Origin of the sequence: Brevundimonas sp., from assembly GCF_029946145.1 — a bacterium.
Classification (GTDB): domain Bacteria; phylum Pseudomonadota; class Alphaproteobacteria; order Caulobacterales; family Caulobacteraceae; genus Brevundimonas.
Map to the genome: position 1 here is coordinate 19,075 of NZ_JAQSDY010000011.1, position 25,759 is coordinate 44,833.

At 70.4% G+C, this 25,759-nt stretch carries 26 protein-coding genes; 2 read left to right on the forward strand and 24 right to left on the reverse strand.

What is annotated here, in order from left to right; translation table 11 throughout:
• The first annotated feature begins 54 nt into the window (after positions 1-54).
• On the forward strand, positions 55-2,466 hold the full coding sequence (locus PSV23_RS04220) for an ATP-binding protein (RefSeq protein WP_300466272.1): 2,412 nt from the start codon (positions 55-57) through the stop codon (positions 2,464-2,466).
• Between the two features lie 6 nt (positions 2,467-2,472).
• On the opposite strand, the gene PSV23_RS04225 is transcribed toward PSV23_RS04220, so the two are convergent.
• The 17 genes from PSV23_RS04225 to PSV23_RS04300 form a co-directional block, all read right to left on the reverse strand.
• A complete protein-coding gene (locus PSV23_RS04225) occupies positions 2,473-2,973 on the reverse strand; it encodes a periplasmic heavy metal sensor (protein WP_300466273.1) in 501 nt (166 codons plus the stop codon).
• Positions 2,970-3,398, reverse strand: a complete 429-nt coding sequence (locus tag PSV23_RS04230) for a hypothetical protein (RefSeq protein ID WP_300466274.1) — start codon at positions 3,396-3,398, stop codon at positions 2,970-2,972. Before PSV23_RS04230 ends, PSV23_RS04225 begins: the two co-directional genes overlap by 4 nt.
• Positions 3,399-3,403: 5 nt before the next feature.
• A complete protein-coding gene (locus PSV23_RS04235) occupies positions 3,404-3,967 on the reverse strand; it encodes an RNA polymerase sigma factor (protein WP_300466275.1) in 564 nt (187 codons plus the stop codon).
• A 65-nt stretch (positions 3,968-4,032) separates the two neighbouring features.
• A complete protein-coding gene (locus PSV23_RS04240) occupies positions 4,033-4,647 on the reverse strand; it encodes an EF-hand domain-containing protein (RefSeq protein WP_300466276.1) in 615 nt (204 codons plus the stop codon).
• A gap of 68 nt (positions 4,648-4,715) precedes the next feature.
• Positions 4,716-7,604, reverse strand: coding sequence for a bifunctional [glutamine synthetase] adenylyltransferase/[glutamine synthetase]-adenylyl-L-tyrosine phosphorylase (locus PSV23_RS04245; RefSeq protein ID WP_300466277.1), 2,889 nt, complete (start codon positions 7,602-7,604; stop codon positions 4,716-4,718).
• Positions 7,601-9,007 (reverse strand): HAMP domain-containing sensor histidine kinase, encoded by a 1,407-nt coding sequence (locus tag PSV23_RS04250; protein WP_300466278.1) that lies wholly within the window; start codon positions 9,005-9,007, stop codon positions 7,601-7,603. Before PSV23_RS04250 ends, PSV23_RS04245 begins: the two co-directional genes overlap by 4 nt.
• Positions 9,004-9,405, reverse strand: coding sequence for a DUF559 domain-containing protein (locus PSV23_RS17365; protein WP_366524206.1), 402 nt, complete (start codon positions 9,403-9,405; stop codon positions 9,004-9,006). The genes PSV23_RS04250 and PSV23_RS17365 overlap by 4 nt, the downstream gene beginning before the upstream one ends.
• Before the next feature lie 80 nt (positions 9,406-9,485).
• Positions 9,486-10,157, reverse strand: a complete 672-nt coding sequence (locus PSV23_RS04255; protein ID WP_055830951.1) for a response regulator transcription factor — start codon at positions 10,155-10,157, stop codon at positions 9,486-9,488.
• A 69-nt stretch (positions 10,158-10,226) separates the two neighbouring features.
• Positions 10,227-11,777 carry a S1C family serine protease gene (locus PSV23_RS04260; RefSeq protein ID WP_300466279.1) on the reverse strand — a complete coding sequence of 517 codons (1,551 nt, stop codon included), beginning with the start codon at positions 11,775-11,777 and terminating at the stop codon, positions 10,227-10,229.
• Between the two features lie 108 nt (positions 11,778-11,885).
• Positions 11,886-12,377, reverse strand: a complete 492-nt coding sequence (locus PSV23_RS04265) for a cytochrome c-type biogenesis protein CcmH (RefSeq protein WP_300466280.1) — start codon at positions 12,375-12,377, stop codon at positions 11,886-11,888.
• Positions 12,374-14,359 carry a heme lyase CcmF/NrfE family subunit gene (locus PSV23_RS04270; protein ID WP_300466281.1) on the reverse strand — a complete coding sequence of 662 codons (1,986 nt, stop codon included), beginning with the start codon at positions 14,357-14,359 and terminating at the stop codon, positions 12,374-12,376. The genes PSV23_RS04265 and PSV23_RS04270 overlap by 4 nt, the downstream gene beginning before the upstream one ends.
• Positions 14,356-14,826 (reverse strand): cytochrome c maturation protein CcmE, encoded by a 471-nt coding sequence (gene ccmE / locus PSV23_RS04275; RefSeq protein WP_300466282.1) that lies wholly within the window; start codon positions 14,824-14,826, stop codon positions 14,356-14,358. The genes PSV23_RS04270 and ccmE overlap by 4 nt, the downstream gene beginning before the upstream one ends.
• Positions 14,823-15,647 (reverse strand): c-type cytochrome biogenesis protein CcmI, encoded by an 825-nt coding sequence (gene ccmI / locus PSV23_RS04280; RefSeq protein WP_300466283.1) that lies wholly within the window; start codon positions 15,645-15,647, stop codon positions 14,823-14,825. The genes ccmE and ccmI overlap by 4 nt, the downstream gene beginning before the upstream one ends.
• Before the next feature lie 19 nt (positions 15,648-15,666).
• Entirely contained in the window at positions 15,667-17,022 is a 1,356-nt protein-coding gene (locus tag PSV23_RS04285; RefSeq protein ID WP_300466284.1) for a hypothetical protein, read from the reverse strand.
• An 84-nt stretch (positions 17,023-17,106) separates the two neighbouring features.
• A complete protein-coding gene (locus tag PSV23_RS04290; RefSeq protein ID WP_300466285.1) occupies positions 17,107-18,558 on the reverse strand; it encodes a sensor histidine kinase in 1,452 nt (483 codons plus the stop codon).
• Positions 18,555-19,235: a response regulator transcription factor gene (locus PSV23_RS04295; RefSeq protein WP_300466286.1), complete on the reverse strand. Its 681-nt coding sequence runs from the start codon at positions 19,233-19,235 to the stop codon at positions 18,555-18,557. The genes PSV23_RS04290 and PSV23_RS04295 overlap by 4 nt, the downstream gene beginning before the upstream one ends.
• Positions 19,236-19,541 carry a hypothetical protein gene (locus tag PSV23_RS04300; protein WP_300466287.1) on the reverse strand — a complete coding sequence of 102 codons (306 nt, stop codon included), beginning with the start codon at positions 19,539-19,541 and terminating at the stop codon, positions 19,236-19,238.
• Positions 19,542-19,793: 252 nt separating this feature from the next.
• On the opposite strand from PSV23_RS04300, the gene PSV23_RS04305 reads away from it, so the two are divergent.
• The gene (locus PSV23_RS04305) at positions 19,794-20,243 is read left to right on the forward strand and encodes a hypothetical protein (protein ID WP_300466288.1); all 450 of its coding nucleotides are present in this window, start codon (positions 19,794-19,796) and stop codon (positions 20,241-20,243) included.
• 61 nt (positions 20,244-20,304) lie between these two features.
• On the opposite strand, the gene PSV23_RS04310 is transcribed toward PSV23_RS04305, so the two are convergent.
• From PSV23_RS04310 to PSV23_RS04340, 7 genes are read right to left on the reverse strand one after another with little or no spacing between them, the layout of a single operon-like run.
• Positions 20,305-21,123, reverse strand: a complete 819-nt coding sequence (locus PSV23_RS04310; RefSeq protein ID WP_300466289.1) for a PhzF family phenazine biosynthesis protein — start codon at positions 21,121-21,123, stop codon at positions 20,305-20,307.
• Positions 21,123-21,704 carry a nucleotidyltransferase family protein gene (locus tag PSV23_RS04315; protein ID WP_300466290.1) on the reverse strand — a complete coding sequence of 194 codons (582 nt, stop codon included), beginning with the start codon at positions 21,702-21,704 and terminating at the stop codon, positions 21,123-21,125. The genes PSV23_RS04310 and PSV23_RS04315 overlap by 1 nt, the downstream gene beginning before the upstream one ends.
• On the reverse strand, positions 21,701-22,504 hold the full coding sequence (gene thiD / locus PSV23_RS04320; RefSeq protein WP_300466295.1) for a bifunctional hydroxymethylpyrimidine kinase/phosphomethylpyrimidine kinase: 804 nt from the start codon (positions 22,502-22,504) through the stop codon (positions 21,701-21,703). Before thiD ends, PSV23_RS04315 begins: the two co-directional genes overlap by 4 nt.
• Positions 22,505-22,555: 51 nt before the next feature.
• Complete coding sequence (gene folP, locus PSV23_RS04325) at positions 22,556-23,365, reverse strand: dihydropteroate synthase (protein WP_300466291.1); 810 nt, start codon at positions 23,363-23,365, stop codon at positions 22,556-22,558.
• Positions 23,362-23,667, reverse strand: a complete 306-nt coding sequence (locus tag PSV23_RS04330; RefSeq protein ID WP_300466292.1) for a transcriptional regulator — start codon at positions 23,665-23,667, stop codon at positions 23,362-23,364. The genes folP and PSV23_RS04330 overlap by 4 nt, the downstream gene beginning before the upstream one ends.
• Before the next feature lie 3 nt (positions 23,668-23,670).
• Positions 23,671-24,336: a hypothetical protein gene (locus PSV23_RS04335; RefSeq protein ID WP_300466293.1), complete on the reverse strand. Its 666-nt coding sequence runs from the start codon at positions 24,334-24,336 to the stop codon at positions 23,671-23,673.
• A 60-nt stretch (positions 24,337-24,396) separates the two neighbouring features.
• Positions 24,397-25,617 carry an acyltransferase family protein gene (locus PSV23_RS04340; protein WP_300466294.1) on the reverse strand — a complete coding sequence of 407 codons (1,221 nt, stop codon included), beginning with the start codon at positions 25,615-25,617 and terminating at the stop codon, positions 24,397-24,399.
• Positions 25,618-25,759 lie beyond the last annotated feature (142 nt).

Consider the following 25,759-nt stretch of genomic DNA (forward strand, 5'->3'; position numbering starts at 1 on the left):
CCGCGACGCAGCCTAGATTCCTCTGATCGACGTCGATTTCTCGGGGAGAGCGCCTTGCGGGGCAACGAGCGCCGCATAACCAGCGAGGGAAGGCGTTCAGCGGACCGGCGCAAGGGCCCGCCGGCGTGGCTTCGCATCGCCCTGCTGACCGTCACCCTGGCCGTCGCCGCCTATGTCTTGCTGTTCGCCCGTGAAATGGCGCGACCGGGACTGGAGGCCGACGCCCTGCGCCTGAGCGCCATCGATCGCGAGGCCCGCCTGCTGGCCCTCGATCTCGAAACCCGCATCGCCCCCGTACAGGCCGCCGTCCGCGTCGCCGCGGTCAGCGCCGGTTCTCCCGCGGAAATCCTGCAGCGCGCCCGCGCCGCCGCACCGGGCGGAGCTTTCGCCGTTCTCGACGGCGCGGGGCGCCCGGTCGCGGTCACGGGCGGAGACGCCCGGCTGTTCATCGCCGCCCTCGACCGCCCGCGCCTGAGCGCCGACGGCAAGGCCGTCCTGATCTCGCATCCGCTTGGCGGCGGACGCCGACTGGTCGGCCGCGCGCCCCTGCCGGCGCTGGTCGCTCAGGATGGCGTCAACCGCTCGATCCTGTCCGCGCCGGACACCGTCCTGACCAGCGCCCGGATGGACGCCGCCGCACTGGGCCTTTCGGTTGTGCCCGTGGCCGCCAACGGCCAGGGGGTCACCCTGCGCGACGACGGGCACGCCATCCGCCGCACTGGCGCGGCGGTCGGGGACTCCGGCCTGATCGCCGTCGCCTCGACGCCGGTCACCGTCGGGACCGACGCCCTGCTGGACGATGTCTGGGTGCTGACCGCGCCGGTCGGAATCGGCGCGTTCGTGGTCCTGCTGGCGCTGCTGCTGCAACGCCGGCAGCAGGGCATAAGCCAGGAATGGGCGGCCTCGGAACAGCGGTTCCGCGGCGCCGTCGAGGCGGCCCGGTGCGGCGTGTGGGAATGGGACACCGACAGCGACGTGGTCACCATCTCGGACTACATGGCCCAGCTGATGGGCCTGGAGCAGCGCGGCACGGTCACGAGCGACGAGATGCTGGCCCGGATCCACCCGCGCTATCACGAGGCGGTGCTGCACGCCGTGCGTCAGGCCCAGACCTTCGGCACCTTCGACGTCAGCTTCCCCGTTTCGGACGCCCAGGGCAGGGCGCGCTGGATCGACGCACGGGGCCAGGCGCGTGGCGACCGGGGCGATGAAGGCTTCACCAGCGTGCTGGGCGTGGCCCTGGACACCACCGAGGCCCGCCGCGCCAAGGCCCAGGCCCAGGCCGCCGAGAGCCGGCTGCGTGACGGAATCGAGAGCGTGTCGGACGCCTTCGTCCTGTTCGACAAACAGGGCCGGCTGATCCTGTCCAACCAGGCGTTCCAGGACGCGTTCGGCTTCGAAGAGGGCGTCGTTCGCCGCGGCGCCTTCAAACAGGACCTGAACCGCATCGCCGCCCTGGCCATCACCTCGGACCAGCCCGCGGCGGGCGGACGGGCCGGCGCGCGCGAGATCGAACTGAACGACGGGCGCTGGCTGCAACTGGTCGAGCGTTTCACCTCGGACGGCGGCTCGGTCGTGACGGCGGCGGACATCACCGCCATCAAGCGCAAGGAGGCCGAGCGCCAGCGGGCCACCGAACGACTGCACGTCACGATCACCGAGCTGGAGGACCGCGAGGAGCGCCTGTCGCTGCTGGCGCGCAAATACGAGGTGGCCATGACGCGGGCCGAGGCGGCCAACCAGGCCAAGTCGGAGTTCCTGGCCAATATGAGCCATGAATTGCGCACCCCGCTGAACGCCATCAACGGCTTCTCGGAAATCATGGCCGGAGAGATGTTCGGACCGCTGGGCGACGCCCGGTACAAGGGCTATGCCGCCGACATCCTGAGGTCGGGCCAGCATTTGCTGAGTCTGATCAACGACATCCTCGACATGGCCAAGATCGAGGCCGGCAAGCTGACGCTGCACTATGAAACGGTGTCGCTGAAGGAGGTGGTCGAGGACGCGACGCGGCTGATGCGCGGCAAGATCCAGGAGGCCGGTCTGAACCTGCTGGTCGACGCCCCCGAGATGCCCGAGATCGACGCCGACTATCGCGGTCTGAAGCAGGTGGTCCTGAACCTGATCTCGAACGCGGTGAAGTTCACGCCCGAGGGCGGCGACATCGTCGTGGCCCTGTCACGCGAGGACGATGACCGGGTGCGGGTGGCCGTGACCGACACCGGCATCGGCATCGCGGCCAAGGACCTGGACCGGCTGGCGCGGCCGTTCGAACAGGTCGAGGGCCAGCACTCCAAGACCACCCAGGGCACCGGCCTGGGCCTGGCCCTGACCAAGTCGCTGATCGAGCTGCACGGCGGTGTCCTGACCATCGCCAGCGAGCCCGGGCGGGGAACCACTGTGGGCTTCGTCCTGCCGATCCGGCGGCCCGGCGCCGCCCGGACGGAACAGGCCCGCGCGGCCTGAGGCCGTTCAGTTGGCCGGAGCCGACCCCTTTTTCTGATTGTCGCTGCGCACGACGCCGCGGCCGCGACGCGTCAGGATTTGCGACAGGGCCTTGCGATCGGCGGGCTCCAGCGTGTCCAGCACGGCGACGGCGTCCGTCTCAAGCCGGGCGCGGCCCCGCAGTTCGGCTTCGCGGGACTCCGCCAGCAGGGTGGTCACCCGGGCGCTGTCGAAGGCGTCGGACGAGGCGATCCGGACCGCCTCGCGCCGCTTCTGGCGGGCTTCCTCGAAATCCGGACGGCCCTCGAGAGCCGAGGCGCGCAGGGTGTCGCGCACCCGGTCGCGCACCGCCGGGTCCAGCTGGCCGATCAGCGCCATGGGCGAGTTCGCGCGGGGCGCCCGGTGCTGCGCCTCGACCCGCTTTTCGACCTGGGCGCGGGTGACCAACAGGCTGCCCCCCGCGGCGATGGCGAACAGATTCAGGGCCACCGAAGCGGCGAGGGCGATCTTCAGCGTTCGGGACGTCATCCCAGCACCTCGGTGTCATCCACGCCCATCAACGACGCCTGATACAGGACCGCGTCAGCCTGGGCGTCGGCGGTCAGGTGGGTCGTCATCATGAAGCCCGCGGCCACGCCCGCGCAGGCGGCGGCAGCCCAGCCGGCGCCGAACGCCAGGGTCAGGCGGTCCAGCCAGCGACGGCCTTCGCGCCGCGCCTTCAGGCCGGCTTCGGCAGCCGAGGCGATCACGCGGTCGCGCAGCGCCATTGAAGGATGGGGCGCGCGCGACAGGTGCAGCAGGGCGTCCACCGCATCCGCTTCGGCCAGGGCCGCGTGCGCGGTTTCGGGATGGGCCGCGGCGAAAGCCCGGGCTTCCGCACGTTCGTTTTCGGGCCAACGCCGGGCGTCGGCGCCCCAGGCGGCGATCAGGGCGAGGAACCGTTCGGATGTCATCGCTCTCAAACTCCTTCAGTCCCCGGCCGGATATCGGCCAGGGCCAGTCTCAACGCCCGCCGCCCACGCGCCAGCAGACTTTCCAGCGCATCGACGCTGATCTCCATCAGGGCCGCGGCCTCGATATTGGTCAGTTCCTGATAATGACACAGGACGACCGCTTCGCGCTGACGAACGGGCAGACGCGCAAGCGCCGCATTCACCCGCGCGCCAACATCCGCGGCCATCAGGCCCCGGTCGGGCGAGGGGCCGTCGTCGGGCCGGTCCGGCGGAGCATCCGTCGGGACCTCGCGCCGCCGGCGCAGCCGGTCGTAGCAGAGATTCAGACCCACCCGGTGAAGCCAGGTGTCGAACTTGGCCTGCCCCGGCGTCCAGCGGGGCGCCTGTTTCCAGGCCCTCAGCATGGCGTCCTGGGCCACGTCCTCGGCCTCGACGGGATCGCCCAGCATGCGCTGGGCGAGCGCCAGCATCCGCGGCAGCTTGCGGGCCACCATGGCCTGGATGGCCGCGGGGTCGCCCTGACCCACGCGGCGCACCAGTTCCTCGTCGGGGTCGGCGATCAACGCCAATCCTGCCCTCTCCCGTCGTTCGCGAAAGGGTCAGTCGGCCAATGACCGTCGCCCCATCCATCATCCTACTCCGAAGCGGGCGCCGGAGGCGACGCCTGGCGCGCGGCGCGGTGTTCGCTCATCCGCCCGTGGCGCTGTTCGCGCATCGCCTGCATGCCGGCCTGGCGTTCCGCCGCGGTGATGAAGCCGTCGCGGTCAGCGTCCATGCGGGTGAAGGCCTGTTCGGCCTTGCCCTGCGCCTCGGCGATCGAGACCGGGCCTCGTCCCTCCATGTGCTGGCCGCGATGGGCCATGCCGGCGCCGGGATGCATACGGCCCGGACGGGCGGCGCGTTGCGAACCGGCCTCGGCGCGTGCCGCACGCCGGCTGTCGAACTCGGCGCGGCTGATGGCGCCGTCACTGTTCGCGTCCAGACGCTGGAAACGGGCGTCGGCGCGTTGGGCCATGTGCGCCTGGGCGGCGGCGCGCATTTCCTCGGGCGCGACAGAGCCGTCGCCGTTGGCGTCGGCGGTGGTCAGGCGCTGCACGCGTCGGCCGACGAACTCAGCCCGGCTGATGCGGCCGTCGCCATCGGCGTCGGCCCGCAAGCCCCGGGCCGGGGATTGCTGCGCCAGGGCGACGCCGCCCGCGGCGGCCAGGGTCAGGGCGGCGAGGGCGCCGGCCAGAAGGGTCTTTCTCATCAGATGATCTCCAGGGCCGCCCAACGCGGCCGTTTCGTCCCTGTCTGGAGAGTGAAACGGCGGCCGGGTCAGTCTCCGTCGCCGACGGCCGGCAGGGCGTTTTCAAAGGCCGCCCGCGCCGCGATCCGGATCCCGGCCAGATGCGCCTTCAGGACTTCGAAATCCTCCATCCCCGCCGCCTCGGCCAGGCGGCGGCGGAAGCCCTCGGGCTCCTGGTCCGGGTCCGGTCTGTCGTCAAAGGCGGCGCTGAGGATCTGGTTCAGCGCCTGCTGCAGCCGCCATGCAGCCGCCAGGGCCGGCTGGTCCGACAGGGCGTCCAGCGTCGACACCGTCAGCGGGCCGCCGACCGCCGCTCCGGCCAGCTGCCCGGCCTGGGCCACGAACTCGGCATCGACCTGGCCTCCCGGTGACAGCTTCAGATCCCAGAAGCCCTGCCCCGACCGCTCGCGGGCCATCAGGTCCCGCATGCGCCGGGCGTCCGCCGCCACGTCCACGCCCGGACGGGGCCGACGCAGGATGGCCTCGATCATCGCCTCCACCCGCGCGCCGAACGCGGGGTCGTCGGTCCAGACCACCCGCGCCCGCGTCAGGGCCATGAACTCCCAGGTGTCAGCCTCGGCGGCGTAGTAGTCCCGCACCGCTTCCAGTCTGAGCGACACCGGGCCCTTGGCCGCGCCGGGCCGCAGCCGCATGTCGACCTCGTACAGTCCGCCCTCGGCCGTATGCGCTGACAGGGCCGCGATCAGCCGCTGGGTGAAGCGGGAATAGAAGACGCCGGGCGCCCAGCCCTTGCCGCCCGATACGGCCTCGGCCGGGGCGTCATAGAGGGTCATCAGGTCGAGGTCGGACCTGGCTGTCATCTCCCGCGAGCCGGCCTTGCCGAGGGCGATCACGGCCGCCGCGCCGCCGGTCAGGGCCCCGCCCTGCCGCACGGCCTCGGCCATGGCGGCGGGCGCCAGGGCGGCGATGACGGCGTCCGCAAGGGCCGTATAGGCGCGGCCCGCCGCTTCGGGGTCCGCGCGGCCGGTCAGGGTCTGGATGCCGATGCGGAACATCTGCTCGCGATGCACCCGGCGCGCGCCGTCGAGCGCTGATTCGAAGTCGGGCGCCGCGGCGGCGTCCGCCAGAAGCTGGTCAGCGAGGCCGGAATCTTCGTCAATGACCTGTGCGAAGCGGGCGTCCAGCATGCTGTCCAGCGCTGCGGGATAGCGGCCCAAGGTTCGCGCCAGACGGGGCGCGAAGGCCATCACGCCGACGACCTGTTCGAACAATCCAGGCTGGGCGAGGAACAGGGCCTGGACCTGGACCCCGGCGCTTAGCCCGGCGAAGAAGACCGCGAACCGGCGGAAGGCGGCGTCCGCCGCGCCGGTGTCGGCCAGCAGGGTCAGCAGACGGGGCGCCAGGCGGGTGAACAGTTCTCGCCCGCGCGACGAGCGGGTGGCCGGAATGCGTCCGTGGTGCCAGCTGCGGATCGTATCGGCCACGCCCGCCGGCTCGGCGAACCCCATCCGCGCCAGGGTCAGCAGGGTCTCGGGGTCGTTCTCCACCCCCGTGAAGACCAGTGAGCCATAGGGGGACGACAGCGCTTCCTCGCCCTCGAACAGTTCGCCATAGCGGCGGTTGACCCCGACCAGCAGCGTCTCCACCCCGGCGTCGAAGACGGCGAGATCGCCTTCGCCCGCCAGCGCCGCCACGGCCGCGCGACGGACGGGATCGACCGGCAGGGTGTGGCTCTGTTCGTCGTCGAGCATCTGCACCCGGTGTTCCAGACCGCGAAGGGTGGCGTAGGCGGCGGTCAGTTCGGCGCAGGCCTCCGGGGTCACGTGGCCGGCAGCACGCAGCAGGGCCAGCGCCTCGACCGTGCGGGGATTGCGCAGGGCGGGGTCACGCCCGCCGAGGATCAGCTGCTGGGTCTGGGCGAAGAATTCGATTTCGCGGATACCGCCCCGGCCCAGCTTCAGATTGGCGCCGGCGGCGTCCAGCCCCTCGCCGGTCTTGTGCACGTGGATCTGCCGCTTGATCGACTGGATGTCGAGGATGGCGGGAAAGTCGAGGCTGCGCCGCCAGATGAAGGGCGTCAGGGCCTTCAGGAAATCGCGCCCGGCGGCGATGTCGCCCAGCATGGCCCGGGCCTTGATGAAGGCCGCCCGCTCCCAGTTCTGGCCGACGCCCTCGTAGTAGGACAGGGCGAAGGGCGTGGCGACGACCGGCGGGGTCGATGACGGATCGGGCCGCAGCCTCAGATCGACGCGGAAGACATAGCCGTCGCCGGTCCGCTCCTGCATCAGGGACGACAGGGCCTGGGCGACGCGATCGAGGAATTTCTGCGGCTCGACGCCCTCGGCCAGGGCGCTTTCCAGCGCCTCGGGCTCCCAGAACAGGCTGATGTCGATGTCGGAGGAATAGTTGAGCTCGAACGCGCCGTGCTTGCCCATGGCCAGGCCGAAGAGGCCGGGGATCGGGCCGCGCGGATCATCCGTGGCCGAGATCAGCTTGCCGCGGTCCCGCTGGTCATGCGCCACGGCGCGCAGGGCGGCCTGCGTCGAGGCGTCGGCGAAGCGGCTGAGGGCCCGGGTGACGCCGTCGAGGTCCCAGACCCCGCCGAGGTCGCAGAGAGCGGTCAGCAGGTGGAGTTCGCCCTTCAGCCGGCGCAGGGGCGCCCGGACCTCGTCGGCGCCGCCGGTCAGGGCGTCAGTGGTCGCCAGAATCTCCGCCAGCCGCTCGTCGGGCCCATCCTCCAGCACCGCGCGCAGCCGCTCGGGCCAACGGCGGGCGAGGCCGAACAGATAGGGCGAGGCGGCGAACGCAGGCGCCAGGGCGGGCCAGGCGGCTCGCAGGGGCGAGGTCCAGCCGCCCTCCGCGGCCGCCTCGGTCAGGCGCTCCTCGGCCCGGGCGGCGGCGGCGGCGTCGACGACGGGACCACAGGCGCCCAGGCGCGAGCCCAGGGCGGCGGTCATTCCGCCGCCGGCAGAACCAGCGCCACCCGCAGGCCGGGACCGAAGCCGCCGTAGGCGCCGGGACCCTCGTCCAGAATGATGCGGCCGCCGTGCGCCTCCATCACCGCGCCGACGAGGGACAGGCCCAGACCCGAGCCCGCCTCGGTGCGGCTGTTGTCCAGACGCACGAACCGTTCGATGACGCGCTCGCGGTCCCCTTCGGGCACGCCGGGGCCGGTGTCGGTGACCGAGTATTCGATCTCGCCCGACGACCGCCGCCGCGCGCGCAGCATCACCGCGCCGCCGGTCGGGGTGTATTTGATGGCGTTGTCGATGATGTTGGCCAGGGCCTGGGCGAGGAAGGGCTGGTTGCCCTCGATCATCAGGCCACGCTCGATCTCGGCCGAGAATTCCAGTCCCTTGTCCTCGCTGGCGGGCTCGTAGAGTTCGGCCATGTCGGCGGCGAGGTCGGCGGCGTCGAACAGCCTGGGGTCCGGCGTGCGGCCCGCCGCGGCCTGCAGGCGGGCGATGGCCAGGACGGTGTTGAAGGTCTTGAGCAGGCTGTCCGCCTCGTCCAGCGCCAGCTGCACGGCGTCGACGCCGTCGATCTTGCCGGCTTCGGCGTCCATCAGGGCCACTTCCAGCTTGGCCCGCATCCGCGTCAGGGGCGAACGCAGGTCGTGGGCGATGGCGTCCCCGGCGTGCCGGATCGAGGCCATGGACCCCTCGAGCCGATCCAGCATGGTGTTCAGCCCCGCGCCGAGCTCGTCCAGTTCGTCGCCGGAGTTCCTGACCACCGCCCGCGCCTTGAGGTCTCCCTCCTGAACCGCGGTGACGACCTTGCCGAGCCGGCCCATGGCCCGTTCGAGATTGCGGCTGACCAGAATGCCGCCCGCGAGGCCCAGCAGCAGGACGATGCCCATGGCGGCCCACAGGGCCTGGGTCAGACGGGCCAGATAGGCCTCCGTGTCGCTGAGCGAGGCGCCCACGAGCAACATTTCGCCACCTGACAGGCGCTGCTGCACGGCCCGCACCTGCGGCCGGGTCACATTCCCTTCAGCGTCCGTGTCGGTGAAGGTGAAGGTGATCCACTGGCGATCGCCCTCCATCGTCTCGATCGGCGAGATGCTGAGGCTGCCGGTCACCCGGCTCTCGTCCGGATTCATCAGCAGGTAGACGAACGAGCTGCGCGTCAGCGACCGGTCGATCAGCGCGCGGTTCAGGGCGTCGAAGCCGCGCTGGTTGTAGATGCCGGTCAGGACCTGCATCTCGCCGCGCACGTCTCGCTCGGCCTTGGTCCGCGCCTCGGACGCAGAGGCGAAATAGACCCAGGCCAGGATGGCGCTGGCCGCCGCCGCGAACAGGGCGAGGAACAGCAGCGTCAGCCGGAAGGGGGTGCGGCGAAGGAGGGAGGGGAGTTTCATACAGATTCTCCCTCCCCCGCCGGGGGAGGGCGGTTGGCGCATCGCGCCAACCGGGTGGGGAGGGCTCGGCAACCGGCCCGAACCTCCTCGACGATCCGCTCAATGTCGTGAAGCACGGTCTCGTTTGCATACCGCAGCGTCAAAAAGCCTTCCCGAGCCAAAACAGCGTCCCTAACCCGATCCTTCCGCGCCCGATCATCATCGTGATGCGAACCGCCGTCCACCTCCACGACCAGCCTGCGGTCCAGGCAGACAAAATCCAGAATATAGCCCCGTCGGGGCGACTGGCGACGGAAATGAAGCCCTTCGTTTCGCAAATCTCGCAACCGAACCCAAAGGCGGGCCTCAGCCGGCGTCATCTTCTTTCGCAGGGCGCGGGCCCGGGCAATTATCGCCATGTCGCCGAGCCCTCCCCACCCGGTCGCTTCGCGACCACCCTCCCCCGGAGGGGGAGGGAGAAACAAGGCGCCTGACTCGCCTACGGCTCCAGCCGGTAGCCCGCCCCGCGCACGGTCTGCAGCATGGCGTGATCGAAGCCCTTGTCGATCTTGGCGCGCAGGCGGCTGATATGGACGTCGATGACGTTGGTCTGCGGATCGAAATGGTATTCCCAGACCTTCTCCAGCAGCATGGTGCGGGTCACCGACTGGCCGGCGTGGCGCATCAGGAACTCCAGCAGCTGGAATTCGCGCGGCTGCAGGTCGATCTCCTTGCCGGCGCGGTGCACCGAGCGCGAGATCAGGTTCATCTCCAGATCGCCGACCTTCAGCATGGTGGCGACCGAGCCGGTCTCGCGGCGGCGCGACAGGGCCTCGACGCGGGCGATCAGTTCGGAGAAGGCGTAGGGCTTGACCAGATAGTCGTCGGCGCCGGCCTTGAGGCCCGTGACGCGGTCCTCGACCTCGCCGAGGGCGGACAGGAACAGCACCGGCGTCTGGTCGCCGTCCTTGCGCAGGGTCTCGACCATGCCGATGCCGTCGAGGCGGGGCATCATGCGGTCGACGACATAGACGTCATAGCCGCCCTTCTGGGCCTCCAGCAGGCCGAAGGCGCCGTCGACGGCGTGGGTGGGCTCATGGCCCGCCTCGGTCAGGCCCCGGACCATCGCGGTCGCGGCCTCGGCATCGTCCTCGACCACCAGAATACGCATCGATCAGTCCCCCAAAACGAGAATCGCCGCCGATGTTAGCGCATCGGCGGCGATCGGGGCAGTTAAGGCTTATTCAGACTTCGGAACGTCCAGCACCACGGGCACGCTGCCCTGATCCGGCGTCCAGACCACGAGGAAGACCCCCCGGTTGGCCCGACGGGCGGCGCTGATGGCGGCGGCGAAATCGGCGGGGGTGCGAATCGGCCCCGAGGCGCTGTTCGTAATCACGAAGCCGGGCCGGAAGCGGAGTTCGCCGACCGTGTCCTGGGCCGTCACGACGAGGCCGTTGATATTGGCCGGAATCGAGTAACGGCGGCGCAGGACGTCGGACATCGGCGCGACGGTCAGACCGCCGACCGACTGTCCGGCCCCCTCGGGCGCTTCCTGATCGGCCGATCCCGGCGTGGCCGGATCGGCGTTCAGTTCGGCCTGGGACGGCCTCGCGCCGGCGCGCACGCTCACGGTCTGGAGACGGCCGTCGCGCAAAACTTCCAGCCGGATGGTCTGTCCGGGTTCGACCGAGCCGATGCGCCGGGTCAGGTCGTTGCGGTCCCGAACCGGTTGGCCGTTCAGACGGGTGACGATGTCGTTGATCTGCAGGCCGGCCTTGTCGGCCGGTCCGCCGGGCGTGATCTGTCCCACCCAGGCGCCGGTGAAGTCCGCCCCCTGTCCCAGCGCCGCGATCTGCTCGCGGCTCAGGTTCTGGATGCCGACGCCGACATAGCCGCGGGCGATGCTCTCACCGCGCATCAGGCGGTCGGTGATCGGCTTGGCGACCGTGGCCGGAATGGCGAAGCCGATACCGACCGAGCCACCGGTAGGCGAATAGATGGCGGAGTTCACGCCGATGACGCGGCCGTAGATGTCGAAGGTCGGGCCGCCCGAGTTGCCCCGGTTGATGGCGGCGTCGATCTGCAGATAGTCGGTGTAGGGCGTGTTGTTATCGATGTCGCCGCGCCCCTGCGCCGAGACGATGCCCGCCGTGGCGGTGCCGCCGAGGCCGAACGGATTGCCGACGGCGATGACCCAGTCGCCCACGCGAGGCTGGGCCGTTTCCTCGAAATTGACGAACGGGAAGTCGCTGCCCTCGACCTTGATCACGGCCAGGTCGGTGTCCTCGTCGCGGCCCACCAGACGGGCGACCAGTTCGCGCCCGTCGGCCAGCTTGACCTTGATCTCGGTGGCGTCGGCGACGACGTGGTTGTTGGTGACGATGAAGCCGTTGGCGGCGATGAAGAAGCCCGAACCGGCGCCCATGGCGGTCGCGCCCTCCTCGCCGTCCGCGCCCTCTTCACCCTGCTCACCGCCGTTGGGGTTCGGAATGGCGAAGGGGGTGCCGGGGATCTGGATCATGTTGGGCCGCGTGATCCGCGTCTTGACGTCGATCTGGACGACGGCGGGTGCGACCTGCTGGAAGATGTCGGCGAAGCTGAGCGGGGCGCCTTGCGGCGGCGCGAAAGCGAGACCCGAGGCGCCGGCGCTGGGCGCCAGACGTCCGCTGACGCCCGCGACCGGACCGGCCTCGGCTGTCGGCCAGTCGATCACCCCGCCCGCGGTGGCGGCGGCGGCGAAGGCCAGGCCCGCGACGGCCCCGAGCATGAATTCCTTGCGCTTCATCATGGAGTTCTTTGCGATCCTCTCGGGCGTGGAACGGCCCGTTTCGACAATGAATATAGGACAGTGACCCGTTTCACCAACGCATCGCGCGATGATAGGTCCCGTCAGACGTCAGTCGTCAGACGCCTTTGCGTCAGGATCGCGGCGATCCGCTTCAGAGGCGAGAATATCAGCCAGGCGGGCCTCTTCATCGGCCGAAAGCGCCGGCGTTTCTTCGCGACGGCCCCGTGCGAGGGCCAGAAGGCCGATCCCGACAGCCGCCAACGCCGCAAGCGGCCCGAACCACAACAGCCAGGTCCCGGCCCGCACGGGCGGCTTGAACAGGACGAAATCGCCATAGCGGCGCACCAGGTCCTCGCGCACCTGGGCGTCGGTGCGGCCGGCGGCGATCTCCTCGCGCACCAGCCGGCGCATGTCGGCGGCGATGCCGGCGGGGCTGTCGGCGATGGCTTCGTGCTGGCAGACCACGCAGCGAATGTCGGCGAACAGGGCCTTGGCCCGGGCCTCCTGCGCCGCGTCCGGCAGGGGGCGGTCGGGCGTGGGCGGCGGTTCGGCGGCCATCAGGCCGACGGCGGCCAGGGCGATGAGCAGGGCGCGTTTCACGCCGCCGCCGTGCGCTTGCCGAGGCCGAGCCTCAGGCGCCGGTCGAGCAGGGACAGGACCCCGCCCAACGCCATGATGAAGGGACCGAGGAAGATCAGCCGCGCCCACGGGTTCCACCAGACGCGCACGCTCCAGGCCGGGGCGCCGGCGGCGGTCTGACCCCGCTCGCCCAGGACGACATAGACGTCGTCCAGACCCCGGAAGTCCAGCCCCACCTCGGTCGTGGTCTGCCCGCCCGCGGGGAAGAACCGGCGCTCGGCCGTGACGGTGCGCGTCGCACCGCCACCCCGCGGGGAGACGGTCAGTTCGCCCTGCTCTGACAGATAGTTCGGACCCTCGACGACACGGACGCCATCCAGCCGCACGCTGTAGCGCCCGGCAGTCACGATCTCCCCGACGGCCACGGTCCGCGCGGCCTCGACACGGTAACCGGTCTCGACCACCGCCCCGAGGACGAACACCCCCAGCCCGGCGTGGGCCAGAACCGTGCCCCACGAGCCCAGCGGCAGGCCCCGCGCGCGGCGCAGGCTCTCGGCCGGAGCCACGCGGAAGAGCCGGATACGATCGGCGACCTCGGCCAGGGCGCCGAGCACCAGCCAGCCGCCCAGTCCGATCCCGGCGGCGGACAGGGCCTTGCGCGGTTCGAACGCCATCCAGCCCGCCAGGGCCGCCAGCAAGGCCAGTCCGGCGGCGACGGCCAGACGCTGGCCCACGCCTTTCAGGTCACCGCGCTTCCACGCCAGCATCGGTCCGGCCGGCAGGATCAGGAAGGCGGCGGCCATCAGCGGGACGAAGGTCAGGGCGAAATAGGGCGGCCCGACCGAGATCGTCGCTCCGTTCGCCGCCTCGAGGATCAGCGGATAGAGCGTGCCCAGCAGCACCGTGCCGCAGGCGGCGGTGAGGAACAGGTTGTTCAGGACCAGCGCGCCTTCGCGGCTGACCGGAGCGAACTGGCCGCCACCCTTCAGGCGGGGCGCCCGCCAGGCGAACAGGGCGAAGGCCGCGCCCGCGGTCGCGCCCAGGATGGCCAGCAGCATCATGCCGCGTTCGGGATCAACGGCGAAGGCGTGCACACTGGTCAGCACGCCGGAACGCACGAGGAAGGCCCCCAGCATGGAGAAGGTGAAGGCCAGCAGGGCCAGGAAGGCCGTCCAGCCCGCCAGCGCGCCGCGACGCTCGGTGACCACCGCGCTGTGCAGCAGGGCCGTGCCCGCCAGCCACGGCATGAAGCTGGCGTTTTCGACCGGGTCCCAGAACCACCAGCCGCCCCAACCCAGTTCGTAATAGGCCCAGAAGGCCCCCATGGTGATGCCGACGGTCAGGAGGGACCAGCTGGCCAGGGCCCAGGGCCGGACCCAGCGGCCCCATGCGGGCCAGAAGCTGGCGTTGGCGCGGCCCTCGATCAGGGCGGCCACGGCCAGCGAGAAACAGACCGAAAACCCGACATAGCCGCTGTAGAGCATGGGCGGATGGAAGGCGAGCGCGGGGTCCTGCAACAGCGGGTTCAGCGACGCCCCCTGGAAGGGCGCCGGGTCCAGCCGCTCGAACGGGTTGGACGTGAAGACGGCGAAGGCGAGGAACAGCACGCCCAGCATGCCCTGTGTCCCGATGGCCGAGATCTTGAGCCCGAACGGCAGGTTGCGGGCCCGCGCCAGCACCGCGCCGAACACCGTCAGGACCAGGCACCACAGCACCAGAGACCCTTCGTGGCTGCCCCACGCGGCGACCACCTTGTAGAGCATCGGCTTGTCAGTGTGGCTGTTGCCGGCGACGTTGGCGACCGAGAAGTCCGACACGGCGAAGGCGAAGATCAGCGCGCCGAAGGCGATGGCGACGGAGGCCGCGGCGGCGATCGCCGCGCCCTGGGCCGCGCCCGCCAGCACGGGGCTGTGGCGCATCCGGCCGGCCACCGCCATGGCGGTCTGCAGCGCCGACAGAACCAGCCCAAGGACGAGGGCGAAGGCGCCCAGTTCGACGATCATGAGCGCGGAGCCCCGCCTTCGGGTCGCCACTCGCCCTTGGCCTTCAGCCGATCGGCCACTTCGCGAGGCATGTAGTTTTCGTCGTGCTTGGCCAGCACCTGGGTGGCGCGGAACGAGCGGTCGGGCAGGAAGGCCCCTTGCGCCACCACGCCCTGCCCTTCGCGGAACAGGTCAGGCAGGTCGCCCTGATAGACGACCCGGGTCGCGGCGACATTGTCGGTGACGGAGAAGACGACCTCGCCGTCACCGCCGCGCTTCACGCTGCCGGCCTCGACCAGACCGCCGAGGCGAACGACACGGCCCGCCGGAGCCTTGGCCTCGGTGGCTTCGGACGGAGAGAAGAAGAAGGTGACGCTGTCACGCATGGCGTACAGCGACAGGCCCACGGCCAGCACCAGAACCGGCGCGACCGCCGCCACGACCCACAGACGGCGCCGCGCCCTGGGCGACTTCGGAAGCCAGTTCAAACGCCCGTCTCCATGGCCTTCAGCCGTTCTTCCAGACCGGCCCGGCGCGGATCGGAAGGATCCAGCGCCGCGATCAGCGGATTCCACATGGCGCGCACCGTTGCGCCGTCGCCACGGGCCATGGCGGCCTCGCCAAGGAAATAGCGCGCGCCCAGCTGGCCGGGGTCGCGGCGAAGGGCCTGAACGAAGGCCGCTTCGGCCTCGCCGTCGACCTTGCCGGCGTTGGACCGGACCAGACTCTCGCCCAACCGCGCCCAGCTCTGCGCGTCGTCCGGCTGCAGGGCCAGGGCGCGGCGGAAGGCCGAGGCCGCTCCGATCGCATCCCCGGCCTCGAAGCGGGCGGCGCCCAGCATGGTCAGGGCCTGATGATCGTCGGGCCGCTCGCGCACGACGCGCGCCGCGACCGCCGCGATCTGCGGCGCCTCAAGCGTGTCGAGTTCCGTCGACCACTGGTCCACGCGGCGTTCATAGGCCTGATCCGGCAGACCGGGCGTTCCGGAGAGGGCATACAGGCCCAGCGCCCCGACCGCGGCTATCCCGACCCCGACCAGCACCCAGAGCCGGTCCCTCGGTCCCGCACGGACGGGGACCGATTCCCGTTCGGCCGACAGGATGCGCCGGCCCGCCTCGGCGCGCGCGGCGGTCCAGCCCGCCTCGTCCAGCAGGCCGCGGCTCTTGAGTCGATCCAGTTCGGCCAGTTCAGCCGCCGCGGTCAGGGCGGCGACGCCTTCGCCCGCGTCCGCGCCACGCCGCGCGCCGGCCAGCACCAGCAGGCCCGCGAGCGCGGTGATCAGCGCCGTCATGATCCAGAAAACCGTCATCGACGTGGGCTGTAGCCGATCAGGCGGCGCGCGACGAGACCCCGCCGCCGCCTGAGGGCCCTGCCGCGACCGCGGCCCGACGCCGCACCGTGCGGGCGGCCTCCGTCGCGGCGACGAGATCGAGGCACTGGGCCGTGAAGGCGATCAGCTTCATGGCGTGCGCTTCGTCAGGCGTCTCACCGTCATTGACCATCCGCAGAACCTGATCGGCATAGTCGCTGAGTCGCGCGGTCAAGGTCTCGACGAGGGTCTTCCGGTCGGCCTCGCAGCCGAAGGTCGAGGCCGGACCGCGCACGGAACCCACCAGCCGCAGCAGGCTGCGCGCGGCCAGAATAGTGTCGCCCCCGATCGGGGCGTCGAGTTGCGGCGCCTTGCGGGTCATGCGGCCCGCTGTCTGGACGCGTTCCATCGGCAAGGCCTGATCCACGGCCTTGTCGGCGGCCCGAAGGAGGGCCGACAGCCGCCCGGCGATGGCCACGCGGCCGTCCCGTACAGACTTGCCCCAGACGCTCTGGGGATTGAGGGTCAGGGTCACGTCCAGCTCGCCCAGCACATTGGCGCACCAGGTCAGGTCGGCGATGACGTCCTTGACCCGGGCTATGTCGGCGGCGGGCTTGAAGGCGGCGATCCGTACGGCGCGCTCGTCGACGCCCGCGATCAGCCGGTCGACGAAGCCGGCCAGTTCCGAGGCGCTGAGGAAGCCTTCCTGGTCCACGGCGCAGGAGGTCTGGGTAACGATGCGGAGGATCAGAACGGCGTCTTCGAGATGGGAGAACAGGATTTCCAGCACCCGCTGGGCGCCGTCCAGGCGGATGCCTGCGCAATCCTTGAGCAGCAGGCGGAGTTCGGCGATCTGGTCGCCGTCCGGACGTTTCAGCCAGACCTCCAGCGAGGGCAGACCGCGCCGCGCCATGTGGGCCAGGTCCAGGCAGGCCGCCAGATCCTCAAGCCCGGCGACGCGCGCGGGTTCGTTCCCCCCGGGCCAGATCAGGTCGGGCTTGTCGCGCACGATGGCGGCGCCGGCCAGGCAGATGCGGTCGGCGACGACGACTGACGGCTGATCGCCGTCCAGGCGCGACAGCAGTTCGGGTTCGCGGTTGCTGGCCGCCTTCCACAGGCGCGCCAGGACGGGAGAGGGAAAGGTCAGGGCCTCGACGCCGTCGACGCGGGCCCGGAACATGGGGATCAGGGGAGCCATGACGAACTGGCGGCGCACGCGATCGCGCTGCTCGTCCGCCAGCATCATGCGCAGTTCCGCCGCCCGGCCGCCCGACAGGGGCGCGACGGCGGAGGCCACGGTTTTCAGCATGGCGTCGGGGCACCGCTCCAGCATGGCGGCGAGCGCGACTTTGTGGGCGACGGTCAGCCCCGACATTCAGCATTCCCAGGGTCGGAAGACGCCCGACCGTCTCCCACAGTGCACAGTCAGGGTTAACAAGCGCTGTTCGACCAGGCTCTGTCAGGCCTCGGCGGCGGGCAATTCCAGCAGCACTTTCAGCCCGCCCAGATCGCTGTCGGCCAATGTGATGCGACCGCCATAGGCCCGGGTCAGCTCGACGACGATCGACAGGCCGAGACCCGATCCGGGGGTGGTCTCGTCCATCCGGGCGCCGCGCTCCAGGGCGGCTTCGCGCTGATCGGCGGGCAGGCCGGGGCCGTCGTCCTCGACCACCACCACCATCTGCCCCAGACCCGTCGGGCCGGCCGAGATGCGGACCCGGTGGCGCGACCATTTGCAGGCGTTCTCGATCAGATTGCCGAGGATTTCCTGCAGGTCCTGCCGTTCGCCCCGGAAGCCCAGTTCGTCGGGCGCGCGCCAGTCGATCTCCACGCCCTTGGACTCGAACACCCGTTCCAGCATGACGGCCAGCTCGTCCAGCACCTCGGCGATCGGGGTGCGCTCCCCCAGCAGCTGGGCGCGGGCGGCGGCGCGGGCGCGGCGCAGGTGGTGATCGACCTGGGCCTTCATCACCTCGGTCTGTTTGCGCACCATATCGGGCAGATCGCCGGGCTGGTTTCCCGCCTCGGCCAGCATGACCGACAGCGGGGTCTTCAGCGCATGGGCCAGATTGCCCACATGGGTCCGCTGGCGCTCGACGGTTTCCTGGTTCTGGTCCAGCAGACGGTTGACCTGTTCGGCCAGGGGCTGGATCTCGACCGGATAGTTGCGTGCGATGCGGGAGATGCGGCCCTTGCGCACGTCGGCGATCTCGTTTCGCAGGGCGAACAGCGGGCGCAGGCCGATCTGGACCTGCAGGAACACGGCGATCACCAGGCCTGTGCCGAGGATCAGCAGGGCGCTCCAGGCGAAGGTCGCGAACTGCCGGGTGTCGTTCTCGATATTGGTCCGGTCCACCGCGGCCATGAAGACCAGGGGCTCGCTGCGCCCCGGCAGCGACTTCAGGCTGGCGGCGACGCGCAGGGGCTGGCGCAGGGGCGGGTGCAGGAAGCCCGGATCGTTGTAGCTGATGGTGGTCCCCGTCGCGGCGCGAAGCCGGCTGGGAAGATCGCGCGGCACCGCCAGTTGCTCACCCGCCAGCGAGGGCGAGCCGGCTATGAAGCGCAGGCCCTCTTCGCCATCCAGTTCGGCGACGGCCCAGTATTGGCCGGACAGGGCGCGGTTCGTCTGTGCGTCATTGATCTCCGCGACCACGACGCCGTCGGGCGTGGCGTTGGTCGCGATCACCACCTCGTCGATGGTGTCGGCCAGCATGTTGCCCAGCCGGCGCAGCGCTGATTCCTGGTACTGGGACGTCAGCATCCAGCCCGTCAGGACCAGGGCGATGACGATCCAGGCCGATGCGAGCCAGATCAGACGCCGCGTCAGGCTGTGGCCCGGACGCCCGAACCAGCGCCCCCAGGTCCTGCCGTCGGCTACCGGATCCGCTTCGCCCCCCGCCCCTTCGGTCACGCCGCCTCGGACTCCCCGATCAGCGGCGTCAGCCGATAGCCAAGGCCGCGCACCGTCTCGATCCGGTCCGGGCCGATCTTCTTGCGCAGTCGGCCGACGAACACCTCGATGGTATTGGAGTCGCGGTCGAAGTCCTGGTCGTACAGGTGTTCGACCAGCTCGGTGCGGCTGATCACCCGGCCCTGGTGCATCATCAGATAGTGCAGCAGCCGGTATTCCAGCGAGGTCAGGCGCAGCGGCTCGCCGTTGACGGTGGCGCGGGCGGCGCGGGGGTCCAGTCTCAGGCCGCCGCACGACAGGGTGGCCGAGGCGATGCCGGCCGAGCGGCGCAGCAGGGCGCGCAGGCGGGCCAGCAGCTCCTCGGTATGGAAGGGCTTGGTCAGATAGTCGTCGGCGCCGGCGTCGAAGCCCGCCACCTTGTCGGACCAGGCGCCGCGCGCGGTCAGGATCAGCACCGGCGTGGTCTTGCCGTCCCGGCGCCAGCGCTCGAGCACCGAGACGCCGTCGATCTTGGGCAGCCCCAGGTCAAGCACCACAACGTCATAGGGTTCGGTGTCGCCGAGGAAGTGGGCTTCCTCGCCGTCCGCGGCGTGATCCACGGCATAGCCGGCGTCGCCCAGGGCGAGTTTCAGCTGGCGCGACAGGTCTACGTCGTCCTCGACAAGCAGTACGCGCATTCAGCGTTCTCCAATGACGCGGCCGGTACGGCCATCCACCATTATGTCGGCGATCCGGCCACCGGGGTATTCCCAGCGCACCACGATGGTTCCGCCCCGGTCGCTGGCGCCGAGGAAACGGCCCGGACGGCCCGACGAGGCGCGTTGCACGGCTTCGCCGACGCTGACGCGCGGGCGCTCGTCCCGTTGTGGCCGCTCGTCCTGCTGCTGGCGCTCGCCGCGCGGACCGCGATCCTGCGCAACCGCCTGCGACAGGGGCGCGGCGGCGATCAGGGCGGCAAGTCCTATGGCGGAAAAACGGATCATGGATCGAGGTCTAGGCCGCAGCCTCTGAACGCGGGCTGAACAGACAGCATAGACATATTTTACCGTTCGCGCCGCCTCTCGCGCGCGCCTGCGGACGGGCATTCCGGAACAGGGCAGGCGCGCGTTACGACGATTTCACGCCGATGAACGGTAGCTGACGCGGACCGTTCAGATCGGGCTCAGGCTCGAAATGGTTTTCTCCGTCCCAACGCCGGCCACCTGGTCCGCGTCGAACCGCCAAGGAGACGTCAGATGAAGAAGTTTCTCATCCCCGCCATCGCCCTGGCCGCGGCCTCCATCGCGGTCCCGGCCATGGCCCAGAACTATCAAGGTCAGTATCGCGGCGATCGCGATGATCGCGGCCGCTACGAGCAAGAGTATCGCGGTGATCGTGGTGACCGCTACGAGCAGGACCGTCGCGGCGACCGTTACGAGCGCGACAACCGCGGCGGCTGGCAGGCGATCTCCCAGCGCAAATATCAGCTGGACCGCCGGATCGACCAGGGCGAGCGCAACCGCCAGCTGAGCCGCCGGGAAGCGCTGCGCCTTCGCGCCGAGCTGAACCAGCTGGTCCGGCTTGAAGCCGGCTACATGCGGGGCGGTCTTTCGGCCCGTGAACGCATCGAACTGGACCGCCGCTACGACCGCCTGTCGGTCCAGGTGCGCGCCGAACGCCGCGACAACGACAACCGTCGCTACTAGGGCCTGATCTTCCTCCCCGAGGATCCGGGGGGCGCGATCCGCGAGGGTCGCGCCCCTTTCCTTATTCGATCAGCCGCAGCCGGCTTTCGATCACGGTCGTCGCCCGGCCGCGCAGCAGGACGCGATCGCCCCGAACCTCGGTCTCGATGTCCCCGCCCCGCCCCGGGAACACCTGCCGGAAACGCAGGATGTCGCGGCCCAGCTTGTCAGCGTACAGCGGGCCCAGGATGCAGTGCGCCGATCCGGTCGCCGGATCCTCGTCAACGCCGCAGCCCGGGGCGAAGAACCGGTCGACGATATCCACGCCATCGGACGCATCAGCCAGGGCGCAGACGATCACCTGCCCGATCTCGCCCGCATCGCCCTGGATGGACGTCAGGGCGCGGACATCGGGCGAAACGGCATGCACGGCCGCGGCGTCGGCGAGCACCGCGACCAGATAGCGGCCCGCCCAGACCTCGACCGGTTCGACCCCCAACGCTTCGGCCAGCCCGGCGGGCGGTGTCGGGCATCGGCGCGGCGGGTCGGCCGGAAAATCCATCTCGTAGCCGGAGGCCGCGCGCCTGACGGTCAGCGGACCCGAGCGGGTATCGAAGGTCAGGCTCGCGGCCTCAAGACCCGTTTCGGCCAGCAATACATGGGCCGAGGCCAGGGTGGCGTGGCCGCACAGATCGACCTCCATCCCGGGGGTGAACCAGCGCAGGCCGAAACGTGCTGGATCGGCCGTACGCAGCAGGAAGGCGGTCTCGGCCTGATTGTTCTCCCGGGCCAGGGCCTGCATCCAGTCGTCGGACGGCCACTGGTCGAACGGTTCGACCACGCAGGCGGGATTGCCCATGAACGGGACGGAGGCGAAGGCGTCGACGGTCCACTGGCGCATCAGGCGGTTTCCGGTTCGATTATGGTCAGTTCCGGCCAGCGCGACAGCGCGCGCTCGACCACCCGCGCCCAGTCCCTGGCCAGTCCCCGGTTCGGGTTGGGCCGCAGCGTCAGGGCGAACATGTCGTTCATGCCCAGCGGCGCGGCCACGCTGATCGTGTCGTCCTTCTCCAGCCGCACCCCGATGGCGAAGGCGGGGGCCACGAACCGCTCAAGGGCCTCGTCCGTGCCCGCAATGGGGTCGTAGGGTTCGCCGAAACGGGCCGGAAACCAGATCGGCACCCGCGCCTGGTTGCGGACCTCGACGATGCCGCGGAACGGTTCGTCGAAGGCCGCCGCGACCCGCTTGATGACGGCGTCCTCGGCGTCCCAGCTGGTATCCGGATCGAAATAGCCGACGTCATAGTCGCGGACGCCATAGCCCGCCGGCCGGCCTGTCAGGGCGTTCCAGACGCTCTGGTAGACCGCCCCCGAGAATATCCGCCAGTCCGGCAGATCCTGATCCCGCACCGTCTGAAGCACATGCATCAGGCCCGGGTCGGCGCGGACGATGCCGACCAGCCGTGCTTCCGGATCGCTCACGTGTCGCGCCTCATCGGCCAGCCGTGGTCCAGCGGTCCGTGTCCGCCCCCCAGACCCGGCGCGCGGCGGATGGCCTCGGCGACATAGGCCCAGGCCTCGGCCACGGCGGCCTCCAGCGGCAGGCCCTTCGCCAGCCCGGCGGCGCAGGCGCTGGCCAGGGTGCAGCCGGTGCCGTGGGTGTGGCGGGTGTCCAGGCGCGGTCCCTCCAGCAGGGTTTCGCCGTTCGGAGTGACGAGGACGTCGATGACGGTCTCGCCCGCGATGTGGCCGCCCTTCATCAGCACCGCCCTGGCGCCGAGGCCGAGCAGGAATTCGCCGGCCCGCCGCTGGCCGTCGAGATCGGCGACGTCGAGGCCGGTCAGGGCCTCGGCCTCGGGCGCATTGGGCGTCAGCAGGGCGGCGCGGGGGATCATCAGCGCCCTGACCGCCGAGATGGCGTCATCGGCCAGCAGACTCTGCCCGCCCTTGGCGACCATGACCGGATCGACCACCGCCGGGGCGTCGCAGCTGTCCAGGATGGCGGCGACCCGCTCCACGACCTCGCGGGAGCCCAGCATGCCGGTCTTGACGGCGTCGGCGCCGATGTCGTCCAGCACGGCCCGCGCCTGGGCCTCGATCAGATCCAGCGGCAGCGGATGGACGCCGTAAACGCCGAGGGTGTTCTGCACCGTGATCGCGGTGATGGCCGTGGCCGCGTAGCCGCCCATCGCCGTGACGGCCTTGATATCGGCCTGGATTCCGGCTCCGCCGCCCGAATCCGAGCCGGCGATGATCAGCACGCGTCCAAGGGGCGAAGTCATCCGCGCTGGATGGTCGATCGCGGGCGACTCGGCAAGCCGGATCATGGCGTATCAGCCCATCGTGGCGCCGACGGCGGCCTGAACCGCCAGCGCCTGGACGGTTTCGCGGACGTCATGGACGCGGACGATGTCAGCCCCTCGACGCGCCGCTTCCAGCGCCAGAGCCAGCGAGCCGCCGAGGCGGTCGCCGGCGTCGGTCGCCGTCGGGTCGATCGACTGGATCGTCCGTTTGCGGCTGGCTCCGTACAGGACGGGGAAGCCCGTCGCGGCCAGCCGGTCGAGCTGCGCGGTCAGGGTCAGATTGTGCGCCGCCGTCTTGCCGAAACCGATGCCGGGGTCGAGCCAGATCCGCTCGCGCGCCACCCCCGCCGCCAGGGCGGCCCCCGCCCGGGCGACCAGCCAGCCGGTCACCTCGGCGACCACGTCGTCGTAGCGGGGCTCGGCCTGCATGGTGCGCGGCTCGCCCCGCATGTGCATCAGCACCACGTCGCAGCCGAGTTCGGCGGCGGTGGCGAGACTGTCGGGGGCGTGGCCGAGGGCGGTCACGTCGTTCCACATCGTCGCCCCGGCGGCGACGGCGGCGCGGGCGACCTCGGGTTTCATGGTGTCGATGCTGATCGGGCCGTCCCAGTTGGCGCGCAGACCTTCGATGACAGGGACGACGCGGGCGATCTCGTCCTCCGCCGTGACGGGCTCGGCGCCCGGCCGGGTGCTCTCGCCGCCGATGTCGAGGATGTCCGCCCCCTGCCCGACCAGCGTCAGGCCGTGCGCCACCGCCGCCCTGACGTCCGCCAGCCGGCCGCCGTCCGAGAAGCTGTCGGGCGTGACGTTGACGATGCCCATGACGCGGGGACGGCTCATGCGTCCCTGCCCCCGATCAGGCTGCCGAGGGCGTCCAGATAGGCGGAGAAGGCCTTGCGGCCCGCGGCGGTGATCGACACCCGGGTCAGCGGCTTGTTGTCCCGGAAGCTCTTTTCGATGGCGACATAGCCGGCCTTTTCCAGCGTCTTCAGGTGGACCGAGAGGTTGCCCTGGGTCGCCTCCAGCACGGTCTTCAGCTCGGTGAAGTCGGCGGCGTCGGAATCGGCCAGATAGACCATGATCCCCAGCCGCATGCGGCCGTGGATGACGTCGTCGATCCGTCCGAGATCGGCCAGTCCCATGGATCAGGCCGCCTTCGATCCGGAGCGGGCTTCGCGGAACATGATCCAGCCCGGCAGGGCGAACAGCAGGAACAGGGCGACGGTGCAGACGCCCAGATACCACAGGGGTTCGCGCACCAGCACGCCCAGCGCCACGGCCGTCACCCAGCCGCCCAGCGCCGTGGCCAGCATCCAGCCCTTCCGCTTCAGCGTCCAGGCCATGTACCAGGCGGCGGCCTGGAGGGCGAAGACGATGGCCGCGTAATAGAGCCAGATGGCGAAGTCATTGTCGCGGAAGGCGCCGACGCCGAAGACGATGATCACGGCGGTGTTGGCCATGCCGGTGGCGCTGAAGGCGGCGTTCAGGGTGCGGGAGGCCATCGGCCCGCGGTTGGCGCCGCCGTCCTTGCGGTCCTTGAGGATGGCCCAGGTCAGGACCGACAGGAAGGCGACGGTGATGCCGACGACGAAGGCCAGGTTGGCGAGATCGGGCCAGCGGATCAGGCCCGTCGCCTGGCCGACGTGGAACAGGCACTGCAGGCCGTACAGCAGGCCGCCGGCGAGGTAGCAGATCGCGAGAGTCAGCGAGGGACGGCCGCCGCCCTCGACGATCGAGCGCATGAAGGCGAGGTCGTCTTCGGGCGAATGCAGGCGGGACCTGGCGGACGGGTTGGCGGCGGGGGCGGGCATGAGGCGATTCTCCGGGGCCGGCTCGTCCATGGCGTGGACGAGCCGGGGGATGTTGGCAAGCTATTCGGCGGGGGCGAGCACGGGCCCCGCCTGACGACGCCAGGGGATGCGGCGGCCGTTCAGCCAGCGGCCGACGAAGGTGTGGCGGACCAGCAGTTCATAGGTCAGCAGGCTGATCGCCATCGTGCCGCCGATGACGGCGCCGAACTTGACGAACCAGGGCCAGGTCTCGTTCACCACCAGAATCTGGCCGGCCATGACCAGCGGCAGGTGGACGATGTAGACCCAGTAGGAGGCGTCGGCGAGGTAGCGGCGGACGGCGCTGTATCCGGAGGCGAAGCGCAGGGCCAGCGACAGGACCGCGAAGGTCGAGGCGAAGACGGCGAGGGCCATGACCGCCGCCAGGGGGGCCTTCAGTTCCGGATCGGTGACCGGCGCGAGCTCCGGGACCGGCCCGCCGAGCATGACCATGGCCGCCGTCCCGACGCCCAGCGCCACGATCGTGAACACCGGCCACAGGCGTTCGATGCGGACCAGCAGGTCGCGGCGGCGATCCAGCAGGAAGCCGAGGCCGAAGGCGGTCCCGAAGGCGGTCAGGGCCGTCGCGTTCGGGACCAGCCCCGTGTCCGGAGTCGGTATGCCGAAGAAGGGCGTCCAGTTGGGCGTCAGCCAGAAGGCGATCGCCAGCGGCGCGGCCATCAGGGCCGGAGACCACGGCCCGATCAGGGCGCCGGTGATCCGATCGACGAACCGGCCCCGGCCGCCGTCGCGATCCGCCATCGCGAACGGCGCGCGCAGGACCAGCATGGCGACATAGAGGATCAGCAGCACCCACAGGAACCACAGATGGGTCAGGGGGAAGGTCTCGAGCATCAGCGGCGGCGGCGGCGGTCCGTCGGTCGGAATGGACCCGCCATTGCGGATGGCCGCCATCCAGACCAGTCCCGCGATGATGGCGGCGAGGACCGGGGTCCAGAAGGTCGCGAGCGGTCCGGCGATGCGGATCACGCGGTCCTTAATGAAGCCGAAGGCGCCGCGCCGCGCGAGCATCATATGGGCGAACAGACCGGCGATCAGGAAGAAGCTGGTCATCCGGAACAGGTGGATGGCGAAGAAGATGGCGCTGGCCACCGGCGAGTTGTCGGTATCCGGGACGATCCAGATCGTGACCGGGAAATAGGACATGGAGGCATGCAGGACGACGCCCAGCAGCAGGGCGGCGCCGCGCAGGGCGTCGAGGCCGTGCAGGCGGTCCGGTTGATGGATTCCAGATGATGACATGACGTCCTCCCCCTCGGTTGCAAACCCCGTCTACGTCAGACTTGTTTGAATTGCAAACTTGTTGATCATACATCGATCCACAAACATGGGAGGCAGGGCGGAGCGTCCGGGCCTTCGCCCGGATGAAGATAGAGATTACCGT